This window comes from Actibacterium sp. 188UL27-1 (genome assembly GCF_016901225.1).
In the GTDB taxonomy this organism is placed as follows: domain Bacteria; phylum Pseudomonadota; class Alphaproteobacteria; order Rhodobacterales; family Rhodobacteraceae; genus 188UL27-1.
Genome location: NZ_JAFEUL010000011.1, coordinates 40255 through 54278 on the forward strand (window position 1 = coordinate 40255; position 14024 = coordinate 54278).

Here is a 14024-nt window from a genome sequence, read left to right on the forward strand (position 1 = left end):
CATGTAGCAACCTGAGCTTTCTGAAAAATGTCGGGCAATGGTCGGAATTTCCCGGCTTTTCGCGCGTAAGCTAAACTGACACTATAGCGATATTAAAACTTTGAACGGCGGTACACTGCACGATGTCCTGGTATTCCAAAGTCGCCTGGAAGGAAGGGCTCTTTCTTCAGCCTCACCATTTTCAGCAAGGCGATCGTTATTTTGAAAAGCTGTTGGAGAGCCGCACGCGGCTGATGTCCCCTTATCCTTGGGGGTACTCCCAGATCGAAATCGATCGCGATATTGCTCAGCAGATGAAGTTTGGGTTGCGCTCGGCCACGGGTATTTTTCCCGATGGTACGCCCTTTGACATGCCGGGCACCAACCAGTTGCCCGACCCCATCGACATCCCCGACGGGTCCGAAGGACAGATGGTTTGGCTGACCCTTCCCATGGCGCAGATGAACGGGCGTGAAGTGGGGACAGAGGATGAAGCGAGCCGGTCATCGCGCTATCGTCTTGGCGCCGAGACTGTGGCCGACAGTACAGCATCCATGCGGCTGGAACAGGGGATTGAGGTCGCCCATCCCCGCATCGAATTTGACATCCGCAAGACCGAGAAGCCGGGATACCACTGCTTGAAAGTCGGCCGCATCGTCGAGGTACGCGACAAGACGGTGATCTTCGATGAAAAGTTCGCGCCGCCTGTCCTGAGCATTCAGGCTCATCCCGTGGTGGCTGGCTGGATCGAGCGGGTCGTGGGCTGGACCGAAACCAAACTGGAGAGTCTGGCGCGCTATGCTTCTGATCCATCTTCGGGCGGGGGGTTGCAGGCCACCGACTATTTCATGTTGTTGGTCCTGAACCGCGAGATCAATTTGCTAAAGCATTACCGCGGCAGCAAATACATTCATCCCGAAGAGCTGTACCAGTTGTTGCTGCGGCTTGCGGGGGAGTTATGGACGTTTGACACCAAGCGTCTGGCGCCGGAATACAAACCCTTTGACCAAGACAATCTGGAAGAGGTGTTTGAACCCGTCGTGCGCGACATCCAGCGGCTGCTGAGCCGTGATGTGGGGCGTGCCGTGAGGCTTGACCTACAGGAAGTGCATCCGGGCAGCTTTATTGCCAAAGTGGGCGACCGAAACCTATTCCGCGATGCCAGCTTTGTGGTGGAGGTTGCGGCCAACAAACCGCTGACCCAGGTGCAGCAGCAATTCCCGGCCCTTTGCAAAGTGGGTCCGAATACCCAAATGAACGCCATTGTGAACAATAATTTGCCTGGACTGGAGCTGGTACATACGCCCACGCCGCCGCGTCAGATCCGCGCCGTGACGAGCCACGTCTATTTCTATATTGATAAGAATAACCCGATGTGGCGCGAGTTTTCGACAGCGCCGGCGATCGGGATGCATTTCGCAGGCTCATGGCCAGACCTCAAGCTTGAGCTGTGGGCGATCCAGGAGAACCGTGCATGAGCGATAAGAAGGACGGGGGAAAAACTGTCATCCGTCCGATGCCTGGCGGTGGATTTGGTGGCGCACGTCCCGCGGGTGGTGCGCAAAAGACGGTGATTGGTGGGCTGGGTAGTGACCCCTTCGCGCCTGGTGGCGCCTTTGGCTCTCCGCAAAACGAGGGCGGGTTTGGCGGGGGCCAGGTGGGCGATACCAACGCCTGGATGGGGGCGAAACCTGTCGATCAGGGATTTTTCCCCGATATGAATAAGCCCGCACCGGTCCAGCGGGCGCCTGCCAAAAAGATCAGTCTCGACAAAGCGCTGAATGCGAAGATTTCTGGCCACTCTTCCGAAGCCAATCCGCTGACTGCCGCCGCGGCTTCGCTGTTGATCCTTTTTGGGCGATTGCGCAGTCAGGTTGTAGATATGCACGCCGTCCCGCTGATGCAGCATGTCACGGAGGAGATCGAGAAATTCGAAGAGCGCGTTCTGGCAGAAGGCGTCGATCAACATGATGCATTGGTCGCCAAATATTGCTTGTGCGGAACCGCCGATGACATTGTGCAGAACCTGCCGGGGACGGATCGGTCCGTCTGGTTGCAGTATTCTATGGTTGCGCGGTTCTTTAACAAACGGACCTCTGGCGTCGGTTTTTTTCAGGAAGTCGAAAAGGCGCTGCAAAACCCGATCCACAAATATCACTTGCTGGAGCTGATGCTGACCTGCCTGCAATTGGGTTTTGAAGGGCAGTACCGGGCCATGAATGGTGGCGATATCCAGCTACAGAACGTCAAGCGCGCCATCTACGAGGCCATGCGCCGGGTGCGGGGGCGTGGGGATGATGACATCTCCATCCATTGGAGGGGCGTTGAGCTTGCCGCCGGCCGCGCCTTTCGCGGCGTGCCGATTTGGGCGGTGGCCTGTTTCGCGGCTGCCTTGATGGCGGGTGCTTATTTTGCCATGCGTCTGCTGCTGGTGGATGAAGGCAATACGCTGGCCGCGCGTATGGTGGGCCTTCACCCGACGCAGATGATCAAACTGGAACGCAGCACGCAGGTCGCGGAATACACCCCGCCGCCCGAGTTGACGGAAAGCGATCAGCTTGAGCGCATCACCGAAGCCTTGGAAGGGGAGGCGGTTAATGTAGGCCAGAAAGGCGATTTCATCGTTCTGGACGTCAATAACGTCGTGCTTTTCGCCTCAGGAAAGTCTGACGTGAAGCCGGAATTCGACTCGCTGGCGGAGAAGATTGCAGAGGCCCTGAATGACGAACCTGGTCCGGTCCAGATTGTTGGGCATACCGATAATGTTCCGCTGTCCGGCCGTGGCCGGTTCAAGAACAACTTTGAACTGTCGGTCGCCCGCGCGGAGTCGGTGGCGGACAAGCTGAAGCCGCTGTTTGAGGAAACCGACCGGATCGAGGTGATTGGGAAAGGTGAAGATGAACCCGCTGCGGACAATGCCACCGATGAAGGCAAAGCGCAGAACCGGCGGGTCGAGATTATGATTCAACGAGAAGATACACTTTAAATCACGCAAAAGAGGTCTGTTCTGATGAAGAAATGGATCATTGGTATTTTGGTCGTTTTGGCCCTTATTTCCTGGGCTGCCGTCGTCTGGTTCGCTTTCCCGCTGATTGGCTTTGGGGAGACCCGGCCGTTTGACGCGATCTGGGTACGGATTTTGATGATTTCTGTCGTCTGGCTGACGGTCGGCACGATCTATCTGATCCGCTTTATCCGCCGCCGTCGCGCGGCCAAGGCGCTGGAGGAGGCGATTGCCGAACCCCAGATCACCGGCGATGGTGAGGTGTTGTCAGAACGCATGACCGATGCGCTGAGCGTGCTGAAGACCTCCTCCGGCTCAAAATCCTTCCTGTATGAGCTTCCATGGTATGTGATCATCGGCCCGCCAGGCTCAGGCAAAACCACGGCTTTGCTAAACTCTGGCATCAAGTTCCCCTTGGCTGAGAAGGGCGAGGGTGCGGTGGCAGGTGTCGGCGGCACGCGGTATTGCGACTGGTGGTTTTCGGAAGAGGCCGTGCTGATCGACACTGCCGGTCGCTACACTACCCAAGACAGCGACAAGGCGGCTGACCAGGAAAGCTGGCTAAGCTTTCTGAAGCTTTTGAAAACGCATCGCACCCGCCAGCCCATCAATGGCGTGATCCTGGCGATCAGTCTGCAAGAGATCATGACCGACAGTCCCGAACAGCTGGAGGCCCATGCTGATACCATCCGCAAGCGTCTAATGGAGATTCAGGATCAGCTACGCGTGGACTTCCCGGTCTATCTGCTGCTGACTAAGGCCGATCTCATCTCGGGATTCATGGAGTATTTCGGTTCATTCTCGGCATCCCGGCGGCAAAAAGTCTGGGGTCATACATTCCAGACGGAGTCCAAGAAAGAGGCGACTGTTGAACGGTTCAGCCAAGCCTTTGATGAATTGGTGGGCCGTTTGTCCGAAGAAGTCACAGACCGCCTCCAGGAAGAGCCGGACGGTGTCAATCGCATCGCCATCTTTGGTTTTCCGGGTCAGGTCGCCATGTTGCGCGACCGACTGGAAGGGTTCACCAAGGGAATTTTTGGCCATACCCGCTACAAGGTGAATGCCAATCTTCGGGGGTTCTACTTTTCGTCCGGCACACAGGAAGGCACACCCATCGACCAGGTTTTGGGAGCGATGGAGCGCAACTTTGGCGGGGTCGCGGCGGGTGGCCTGATGTCGGGCAAAGGCAAATCGTATTTCCTGCATGACCTGCTGCGTCGTGTGATCTTTGCTGAGGCTGGTTGGGTTTCAACCGACCGTCGCGCCGTGCGTCGTGCGGCGGCGTTCCGCTATGGTGGCTATGCGATCCTGTCCATTGTGACCTTTGGCATGATCGGGTTATGGGGCATGTCATTCCTGCAAAACCGGGAACTCGTTCGCACGGCACAGGCGGCCATTGCGGATTACGAGGTCGTCGCAAAGGATGAGTTGGAAACAGCACAGCTGAGCAGTTTCGACTTGCAGGAAGTGCTCCCTTACCTCGACCGGTTGCGGGACATGCCGCTTGGCTACGGCGATACAACGTCCGAAAAGTCGCTGACCGAACGGTTTGGCCTGAGCCAGCGGGATCGGTTGCGCTCCGCTTCTGAAGCGACCTATCGCCAGGCCCTGGAGCGGATGTTCCGCTCTCGCCTGATCCTGCGGGTCGAAAACGAGTTGGAGGGGAATATCCGTGCCGGTGAAGTGCTGGCGGTCTACGAATCCCTCAAGGTTTACAAATTGCTGGGCGTCGATACGGCCCCCCAATCGGATGATGATTTTGTCGTGGGCTGGTTCCGTGATGACTGGGCCAACATCCTTTATCCGGGTCCCCAACTGCGCAGCACGCGCGAAGCGCTGGAACAGCATCTGCGCGCTATGCTGGAGCTTGACGCCGCGCGGGAGCCGTCTTTCGAGTTGAACGGATCTCTGGTGGATCAGGCGGAGCGGACGCTGGCGCGGATGAATGTCGCTGATCAGGCCTATTCCCTGATCCTGTCCACGGCGGAGTTTTCGGGGATCGAAGAGTTCACGGTGGTCAATCGCGGCGGTCGCGATGCCGATGTCGTCTTTGAAACCGTTGATGGCAAGGCCCTCGAAGAGCTGGTGATCCCGGCGCTCTATACCTACCGGGGGTTCCACGAATTCTTCCTTCCGCAATTGGCGGAAATCGCCGAGGCGCTGATCGAAGAGCAGTGGGTTATGGGCCAGTATGCCGAGGAAGCCCAGTTTGAAGAACAGATCTCCAAAGTTGGTCCCCCGCTACTGCGCCGGTATTCGCAGGACTGGATCCGCGAATGGGATACTGTGCTGAACAACATCAAGCTGCGCCCGATGGCAGCCGACAAACCACGTTACGAAGCCTTGAGCGCGGCATCGGCCAGCACCAATTCGCCAATCCTGCGCCTGTCGGAGCAAATTGCGGCGGAAACCAAGCTGACAAATGAGTTTTCAGACCCCCGTTTGGTATCAACTGATGATGCGGGGCAATTGGCTGAAAACGTCGCTGGAGAGGTGGGGGAGCGCGCGCTGGATCGGTTTGTTGCCAGTCAAACCGGCTTAAAGCGGATCGGCCTGGATGCGATCCTGAACAATACAAAGAACGACAACCGTGCTGGCGCCGCTGGCGGGGGTGGGCGCCCGCAGCGCCTCCCCGGTTCCGAGATCGAGCAATACTACACCGATTGGCACGATATCATGGAGGGCGAGCAGGGCGACCGCATTGCGGATCGCTTGATCACCACCTTGGGAGAGATGCAGCGACTGTTGTTCACCGCCAGCAGTCAGCCGGAAATCACAGGATCTGCGCTACCGCCGCTTCTGGGTGCGCTGAAACAGGCAGCGACACGAATGCCGGATCCGATGAACCGCATGATCGCTGACGTAGTTGATGATTTTGAAGGCGATGCTGCCAATACATCGATTGCGCGCCTGAACGATGCATTGGCTCAAAGTGTGACACAGCGTTGCGAACAAATCATCTCGAACCGCTATCCTTTTTTTCAGGGCTCGGAACGGGATGTGGCGATCCCCGAATTTTCGCAGCTCTTTGCACCCAACGGTGTGATAGACCGGTTCTTTCTACAGGAACTGTCGCAATTCGCCGACCTGTCCGGGGCGAATTGGACATGGAAGGATGAAGGACCGCTGGCGGGCAAGCTCAGCAATGCGACGCTCAAGCAGTTTGAACGGGCAGCGGCGATCCGTGATGCCTTTTTCCCAACGGGCAGTGCTCCACCCAACATCCAGATGACTGTTCGCGCACAGGTTGGTCGGGGCATTGACTTGGCTGTGCTCAATGTCGGCGGTGCCCAGGTACGGTCGGCTGCTGGAACAAACCCCCCAACCGATATCACTTGGCCGGGATCCGGTGCCGGTGAGGTGTCATTGGATTATACTCCAAAGTTGAGCCGGCGAGAAAATGAAAGAGGTTTCGGGCGGGGAGCATGGTCGTTCCTGCGGTTCCTAAAATTGGGCCAGCCGCGCGTGAAAGGCAACGAGGTCGTCGTAGCGTACAATTTGGACGGGCGGGAGATGCGATATCTGTTCGTCGCGGCGGCCAATGAAAGCCCGTTCTTTATCCGCGAACTAGTCGAGTTCAAATGCCCGAAAGGGCTATGATTTGATGCAGATCGGTCTGTTTGGTAAACTGCCCGCCAACGGGGACTTCGTTAGCCGGGCTCTTCCGGCGGCGGTTCTGCAGCCTTGGGAAAGCTGGTTGAACCGGGTCACGTCTGGCGCGCGTCATCACTTGGGGGAGCGCTGGGATGACATCTATGCCGCCGCCCCCGTCTGGCGGTTTTGGTTAGGCGAGCTTTTGTTCGGCCAGTCGGTTGCCGGAGCGATCGTACCATCCGTTGACAAGGTCGGGCGGCAATTTCCGCTTTGCCTGATCCTGTGTGACGCTGGAGGGGATCACCCCGCCCCACCAGTTGTGGATGCGGGGAACGAGCGTTGGTATGCCCGTCTTGACGCGGCCTTGCTAGAGTTAAGGTCTGACGGATTTGATGGTAATATCGATGGGCTTCTTTCGCAGTTGCCCTTGCCTGCGGGATCGCCGCAACCCCTGGTGGAAGATAAGCGTCAGGCGTTTTTCGCTTATGGGGAGGAAGGGTTGGCCCACCTGCTTCGTGATGTGGGCACCCATGACCATCAGCTTGCCGCGGCATCGCGCAGCTATTGGTGGACGGCGGGCAACACGCGGGTCGGCCCAGCTTTGCTTGCCATGAACGATATGCCCGATGCCGCGGGCTTTGCGGCGATGCTGGTTGGTTTCGGCCCGCCGTCCAAAGTTGCCCAGGCCGAAACGAAATCTCTTCTAGAAGAAGCTCCGGCTGATCCCGTGGAACCGATGCCGGATCCAGTGGACGATGAACAGGATGTGGAGGTACCCGAAAACGCTGCCTGGGCCGTGGATCCCTCCATTGATCCGGTGCCCAAGCGTGGAGACACGCGCCCACTGGCTGAACCACCAGACTCGTCACAGCTGCAAGTTGCCGAGCCCGTGACGCCGTCAGATGCGCCGGTAGATGTCGGCAATCCGTTCGACACGGAAGCAGGTTGGAGTTTGTCCGCGCAAAAAAAAGCAGATATCTCGGCCGCGTCCGGAGATGCGGCTAAGACGGATGATGAAACGGACAAGATCCTGCAATCCGTGCGCCAGACGATGAGCGAGGCCGAACCGAGCGACGCGGTGCCCACCACGCCACCATACGTCCGCGATTTGCAAGATCATGACGAGGACAGCCCCTTTGGCTCTCTCGACCCGAAACGAGGCTTGGGCGCGGGTAAAGGTCCCGGTCTGAGGGGTATATTTGCCCTACGCAACCGCGGCCCGGAGGGTAAGGATTGACCCTCTTTGTTCCCTGGATGATTATTCCGGCACGTTATCCAAGATATTCCTTTGGTCAGTTTTCCGTATGATGGGTAAGTCCTTTAGGTTCGAGACTGGCGCGGTCAGCCATACCGGGCTGGCCCGCGACCATAACGAAGACCGGTTTTTGTCAGAACCGGCCAGTGGTTTGTGGCTGGTGGCCGATGGGATGGGTGGGCATCTGGGCGGTGAATACGCCTCCGGCTCCATCGTGGATCATCTGGCGTCTATCGGGAAACCATCGTCGGCACCGGATCTTCAGGCGCGTTTCGTTGAACGGATCGGCCGGGCCAATGATGAAATTCAGAACCACGCGCTGAGCTCTGGGGGGACGATTGGATCGACCGTCGTCGCACTTTTGACCTTTGAGCAGCACTTCGCCTGCGTCTGGTCGGGGGATAGCCGGATCTACATGGTGCGCGATGGCCAGCTGACCCAACTGAGCCGCGACCACACGGAAGCGAATGAACTGCTGGATCGCGGGGCCATAACCGCTGAGGAGGCCGAAAGCTGGCCACGCAAGAACGTGATCACACGTGCCGTGGGGGTTGGGGAGGAGGTCGATCTTGATCACAAATACGGCACCCTGCGCAATCGGGATACCTTTGTGCTGTGTTCCGACGGGTTGACGGCCCATGTAGATGATCCGGAGATACGCGAGATTGCCAATGGCAATCAGCCTCAAAAAGCGTGCGAGATGCTGTTGGACATGACCTTGGATCGGGGGGCCACAGATAATACAACGGTGATGATCGTGCGGGCCTTCGACAAGACCGAAGTCGCCGCATTCAGTGAATTCTTCGATATCCAGCAGCAGGGAGCCTAACCGGCGATGGCGTCTGAAGAGAGAGGAAAGACGCGGATCCTGCCCGCCACCAATATCGGGGTCGAGATCGGGACAAAGATCGTAGGAGGCACCTACGAGATTATCGAGCACATCGCTACGGGCGGTATGGGCGAAGTCTATCGCGGGTTGAATATCCACACCCAAGAACCGGTCGCGATCAAAATCGTGCTGGCGGCCCTGGCCCATGATGAAAAGATCATCGCGCTGTTTCAGAAGGAGGCGACGGTACTCGGCCGCCTCCATCACGATGCAATCGTCCGTTACAATCTGTTCACTGTCGATCCAATGATTGAACGAGCCTGTCTCGTCATGGAATATGTCGGTGGTCGCCCGCTGGCGGATTACATCGCGGAACAACCGATGGAGGCGGAGGATGTGAAGATCCTTCTGCGCCGTCTCGCCCCGGGTCTGCAGAAAGCCCACGACCTGGGCGTTGTTCACCGTGATCTGAGCCCGGACAATGTGATTATCCAGGACGGCATGGTCAGCCATGCCAAGATCATTGATTTCGGGATTGCCAAATCTGAAAACTTTGGTGGTGGAACCCTGTTGGGCGGACAGTTTGCTGGCAAGTACAACTATGTCTCGCCTGAACAGTTGGGGCGCTACAGGGGCGAGATCACGGCGCAATCGGATATCTATTCCTTGGGTTTGGTCGCGGCGGCTGCCTCCATGGGCGAGCCCTTGGATATGGGCGACAACCCGGGAGAGGCCGTGGATCGCCGGGCCGAGGTGCCTGATCTCACTTGGGTCCATGACGATCTACGCCCGGTGATTGAATGCATGCTGCAGCCAGATCCGGTAAATCGCCCGCAATCGATGTTGCAAGTGGTGGAGATGCTGGATCAGGGCAGCGCGGGCACCTTGCCGGGGCACACCACCCAGGTTCCATGGCTTGAGCCCGACCGAACAGTGATCGCCCCGCCTGGCAGTATCGCGCCGGGGATCAGCCGCCCGCCGGAATTCGGCTTTTCCAACACACCGGCGACTGCGGCGCCACAGGCGGTAACCACGCCGCCGATCTCCGATAGCCAAAGCCCGTTCGGGGTGGGTTCGGTCGCCTCGGGTAAAGCCGATCCGGGCGATCCGGGATCCGTGCCGTCGAAGGCGCCAGCCTCGCCGCAGGTTGCACAGCGCCGTCGCGGTGCGAGCCCGTTCATCCTGATCGCAGCCGCGGTGCTCGCGTTGTGCGGCGGTGGGGCCGGTGTGTATTATGCGGGGCTGTTGGATCCGATGATTGTCTCTTCGCCACTGGCGCCAAAAATTGGTTCCGGCGGTCAGACGGCGGGACGGCAACCCGAAGCCCAGACCGCCGAAGCGGACAATGATCCTCCCGCAGGAGATCCCGATCTGAGCGACGTCCTTGCGGCCATATCGCCCGACGACCCGGACCCTGATGCAGGGACTGACAATGAACCTGTCAGCCCGGCCATCCCCGACCCGGACTCTGACACGGCGGCGATCACGGATTCCGACAGCCAACCGGTCGTTCCCCAGCCAAGTGACCCTGACCGCGACCCATCCGTGGCCATCGATAACGATCCTGGGCCCGATCCCGTACCGCTGGCCATTACTGATCCGGATGACCCGCTGGCCATCATCGGCAATCGTGTGGAATGGATGCGTCGATACACTCTGCCGTCTTGCGTCTATGCATCGGTTTTGAGTGCGACGCCTAGTAGTTTTGCCATCGAAGGCTATGCCACCTCGGACAAACCCTTCTGGACCCTTCTGGCCGATTTTCAGAAGGCGCATGGCATTGAACCGGATATTGGTGTGCGCATCGTCAAACCAAGCCAGTGCCCGGTGATCGAGTTCCTGAAAGGTCTGGATCCTGACCGATCCAAGGCCCCGACATTGACTCTGGACAAAACCGTTCTGAAAAGCAGAGAGCCCATCCGGGGCAATGTCAGCCAGATTGGCGATCGTGAGATCTGGTTGATGCTGGTTGATGCCCAGGGTGGGATTTACGATTTGTCAGGTTTGTTGAAACCGCAAGATGATGGATCCGCCGATTTCGCATTGTCCCTTCGCCCAAATACGCGGGGAGCGGATGACGGCTTGGTGCCCCAATTGATCGTCGCCGTAGCGACCGATACGTCGATTGATAACGCCAAAGCGCCACCGGGCACCCCGGCCGATGTTTTGATGGGGCTGATCAAAACGGAGTTGCGCAGCAAGGGTATCGAAGCCACTGCCGCGGCGGGTTACTTCCGCTTCACATTTAACTGATCGAAGATGTGGCGACGGCGCTAAGGTTGGACGGAAAAGGCGACCATCGATAGGTCGATATCCAGATCCTTCTGAGCGCGCTCCGCCTCCAATGCGGCAAAGAAGGCAAAGGCACTTGCGCCGTTCAATTGCTGGATCGTGTCCAACCGCCCGGGTGAGCCGACGGCCATGATCAGTTGTTGCGTGTCAATCGGCCCTCCCTGGTAGGTCATCGGGATTGAAAACTCGGCGGCGCCTGCCCGAAACTGCAAGAAACTGTCCAGACCCTGCACGGTCCCTTCATCATCGATCAGCAACAGGTGTAGAAACAACCCGCTGGTGTTGCGGATGCGTCCGCTCAGTTTGCCGCCGCTTTTGATATCGCGGGCCCCGATCTCGAAATACAGGCCAAATTGCGGATAGGTCGGAAGTTGTTTTATGAAACTGACGGCAGCGCATTGTGCTGTACTCACCGGTTTAAGATAGGTGCCGGGCACGATACCTGCGGCCTCCTCCAGCCCGGTGCGGAACCGATCAAGGCGCTTTGTGGTCTCCCCAAAGGCGTCGAGCGTCAGTTGACCAGCCTGGTCACCGATGGCGGGGAGGGCTGCAAAACAGTTGCCGCCGCTGTAGCGCTTGAGATGCTTCAGGATTGCAGCATAACGGGCGCGATCCTCAACAGTGGTTGATCCTGCCGGAGCGGGCGCGTCGCTCCCCGTCGGTTCACTCGCGTCAGATTGCGGGCTGTTGGGCGATACGGTCTGGGCGCTCGGGTTTGACGGGGTCACCCGCTCTGGCACCAGTCCCGCCGGAACCTCAGGTTGCGTGGCAGGGGCGGCAGCCTCAGTCGGGCTTGGAGTGGTCGATGATGTTTCTGGCAGTGCGGCCACGCGGTCGGACGTGCCGGTTGTCGTCGCACCGGGAAATACGGGTGCAGACGGATGGGTCGTGGTCGAGGGCGATTGGGTTTCAGCACCAACGCGCTGACCGGGACGAGCCTGTGGGCTTTGTTCCGCAGCGATTGAAGAGGTTGCGGTCGCAGTGCTGATCGCCCCGACACTGGCTGATTGGCCAATCGTCACCTGTCCGGCGACGACCGGGGCTGTGGCGACGGGCGGTGGTGACACTGTGCCGATACGGTCTGGCAGTGTGGTGGTACCGCCAACCTCCTCCCCCGCTATCCGTTCCGCGTCGGTTGGGCTGTTGTCTGTGCTATCCAGTTCGGCTGGCGCCGCGGTGATCCGCTCTGTTGCCGGGCGGACTGTGGATGCCTTCTGCGCGGGCGAGGTGGCTTTGACCGCGTCCGGTGTCAAGGCCTGGTCCGGGGCTGTGACCTGTACCCGTTCCGCGGTCGTTGCGGGTGCGCTCGGGGGCGATGGTATGCCAGGGCGCGCCTCAACCGCTGTGCTGCTGGCCAGCTGGATGCTTTCCAGAACGACTTCCGTTTCTGGCGGTGGGGCAGGCGGATCGATCCGTTGAAAAGACATCGCGCTGAACGCAGCGCCATGCACCACGAGTGCCATCATCAAAGCGGCGCATAATTGAAAGCCCTCGCCGTTTATTGCCAGCCGTTTGATCACGGCCCAGTATCGCCTTTCAGCGTGACCAGCGTCACCCCCAGTCCGGTCGGCTGAAGCACTTGCATCGCGGCCAGCAGCTTATCCGCAGGCAGGTCACGGGCGGTCAGAATATGGACGTTCTTGGGATCGTCGGGATATGCCATCAGGCGCTGGGTAATTTGCACAGGGCTGCCTTTTGTGCCGTCTAACGACCAAGTGCCATCCGTCGCGAGCAGTAGCAAAGGACGCGGCAGACGTTCCAGCGGCAGATCCACCGTTTCGGGCAGCTCGACCGAGAGCTCATCTGTTTCCACGATGGTGCCCACGACCAGGAAAAACAGGACCAGCAGCAAGACGATATTCACCTGGGCCAGGCCGAAATCGGGCGGCCTGCGCGGCGTTTCAGGAACAAGGCGCGACCGAATGATCAAGGGGATAACCGCCCGGGCCGCGCGATGAGCCGAACGCGGGCGACCTGCCCGACGCGGATCGCCTCGATCACCGTTGCCACATCCTGTGCGGTGGCCTGCGGCGTGGAAAATAGCAGGACCTCGGTCAGGCCATGATCCTTCAACGCTGGGATCGCCTGGCGCAGCTCGGCCATGGTCAGGATAGCAGATCCGGCGCGAACCTCACCCCGCGAGACGTGCCAGATGACCTGGCTGCGCGAGGTGGGCGCCGCGTTCTGTGAACCGGTCGCGGCCTCTGGCGCGGTTGGCGCGCCCAGCGGGACAAGCGCGTAGGGGGCCAGCGATGTCGACAACATGAAAAAGATCAAAAGCTGAAACATCACATCCGCCAGCGGGGTCAATGCAAAAGCCGCGGCAGGGCGCCGACGCGGCAGATTGATGGTGAAGGTTGCGTCACCTCGGTTCATGACCGGAACCCTAGCACGTTATGCGATTGTCTGGGTCCGTCCCGGTCGCGTTTCGACACGGCCATGCAGGACGGTGGAAATCAGCCGTTCAATCGCTTCTCGTTCCCGGTTGATCCGGCCCTCCAGCCATGTCGCGATAAAGTAAAAGAAGATGGCGATGGCCAATCCAACTGCCGTTGTGATCAGCGCTGTCCAGATGCCCCCTGCCAGGACGGATGGATCAACTGCACCGGAACTTTGCGAAAGCTTTTCAAAAGCCTCGATCATTCCCACGACCGTACCCAGCAAGCCAAGCATTGGTGCTGCCTGCACGACTGCCTCAAGCGCGCGCATCCGTCGACTCATCTGTGCCAACTCATCGAGGGCTGCCTGGGTTGCAAGTTCGCGGACATATCCCTTGTCATTGGGGGCAGCTTTCAACCCCGACAATGTCGCAAAGAGCACCCGCACCAGCGACGTGTCACGTTTGACCGCCAGTTCCAGTGCCGCATCGCCTTCACCTTTGAGCCAGCGATCCACGATCTGATTGGCATGTTTGCGGCGGCCGACGCCGAGGGAGGCAAACTGCAACATCTTGTAGAATGCGATTGTGAGCGCCACGACCGAAACAACAGCCAGCACGCCAAGAATGATCCAGGCAAAGCTGTCGAGTTCATCGGGTAGCGCTGAAAACATGGAAGATGGCTTACCAGAAA

At 58.9% G+C, this 14024-nt stretch carries 10 protein-coding genes; 6 read left to right on the plus strand and 4 right to left on the minus strand.

Annotated elements, in window-relative coordinates:
- Window positions 1-122 precede the first annotated feature (122 nt).
- The 6 genes from tssK (at window position 123) to IU397_RS14725 (ending at window position 10914) form a co-directional block, all read left to right on the plus strand.
- Entirely contained in the window at window positions 123-1457 is a 1335-nt protein-coding gene (gene tssK, locus IU397_RS14700) for a type VI secretion system baseplate subunit TssK (RefSeq protein ID WP_204415124.1), read from the plus strand.
- Window positions 1454-2965, plus strand: coding sequence for a type IVB secretion system protein IcmH/DotU (icmH, locus tag IU397_RS14705; RefSeq protein WP_204415132.1), 1512 nt, complete (start codon window positions 1454-1456; stop codon window positions 2963-2965). The genes tssK and icmH overlap by 4 nt, the downstream gene beginning before the upstream one ends.
- 24 nt (window positions 2966-2989) lie before the next feature.
- Window positions 2990-6583 carry a type VI secretion system membrane subunit TssM gene (tssM, locus tag IU397_RS14710; protein ID WP_204415137.1) on the plus strand — a complete coding sequence of 1198 codons (3594 nt, stop codon included), beginning with the start codon at window positions 2990-2992 and terminating at the stop codon, window positions 6581-6583.
- A gap of 4 nt (window positions 6584-6587) precedes the next feature.
- Entirely contained in the window at window positions 6588-7814 is a 1227-nt protein-coding gene (gene tagF, locus IU397_RS14715) for a type VI secretion system-associated protein TagF (protein WP_204415140.1), read from the plus strand.
- Between the two features lie 70 nt (window positions 7815-7884).
- Window positions 7885-8661, plus strand: a complete 777-nt coding sequence (locus IU397_RS14720) for a PP2C family serine/threonine-protein phosphatase (protein WP_204415141.1) — start codon at window positions 7885-7887, stop codon at window positions 8659-8661.
- Between the two features lie 6 nt (window positions 8662-8667).
- Entirely contained in the window at window positions 8668-10914 is a 2247-nt protein-coding gene (locus IU397_RS14725) for a serine/threonine-protein kinase (RefSeq protein ID WP_204415142.1), read from the plus strand.
- A gap of 20 nt (window positions 10915-10934) precedes the next feature.
- On the opposite strand, the gene IU397_RS14730 is transcribed toward IU397_RS14725, so the two are convergent.
- From IU397_RS14730 to IU397_RS14745, 4 genes are read right to left on the minus strand one after another with little or no spacing between them, the layout of a single operon-like run.
- A complete protein-coding gene (locus IU397_RS14730) occupies window positions 10935-12419 on the minus strand; it encodes a hypothetical protein (protein WP_204415143.1) in 1485 nt (494 codons plus the stop codon).
- 50 nt (window positions 12420-12469) lie between these two features.
- A complete protein-coding gene (locus tag IU397_RS14735; RefSeq protein ID WP_204415144.1) occupies window positions 12470-12883 on the minus strand; it encodes a biopolymer transporter ExbD in 414 nt (137 codons plus the stop codon).
- On the minus strand, window positions 12880-13329 hold the full coding sequence (locus tag IU397_RS14740) for a biopolymer transporter ExbD (protein WP_204415146.1): 450 nt from the start codon (window positions 13327-13329) through the stop codon (window positions 12880-12882). The genes IU397_RS14735 and IU397_RS14740 overlap by 4 nt, the downstream gene beginning before the upstream one ends.
- A gap of 18 nt (window positions 13330-13347) precedes the next feature.
- Window positions 13348-14004 (minus strand): MotA/TolQ/ExbB proton channel family protein, encoded by a 657-nt coding sequence (locus IU397_RS14745; protein WP_204415148.1) that lies wholly within the window; start codon window positions 14002-14004, stop codon window positions 13348-13350.
- Between the last annotated feature and the right edge of the window lie 20 nt (window positions 14005-14024).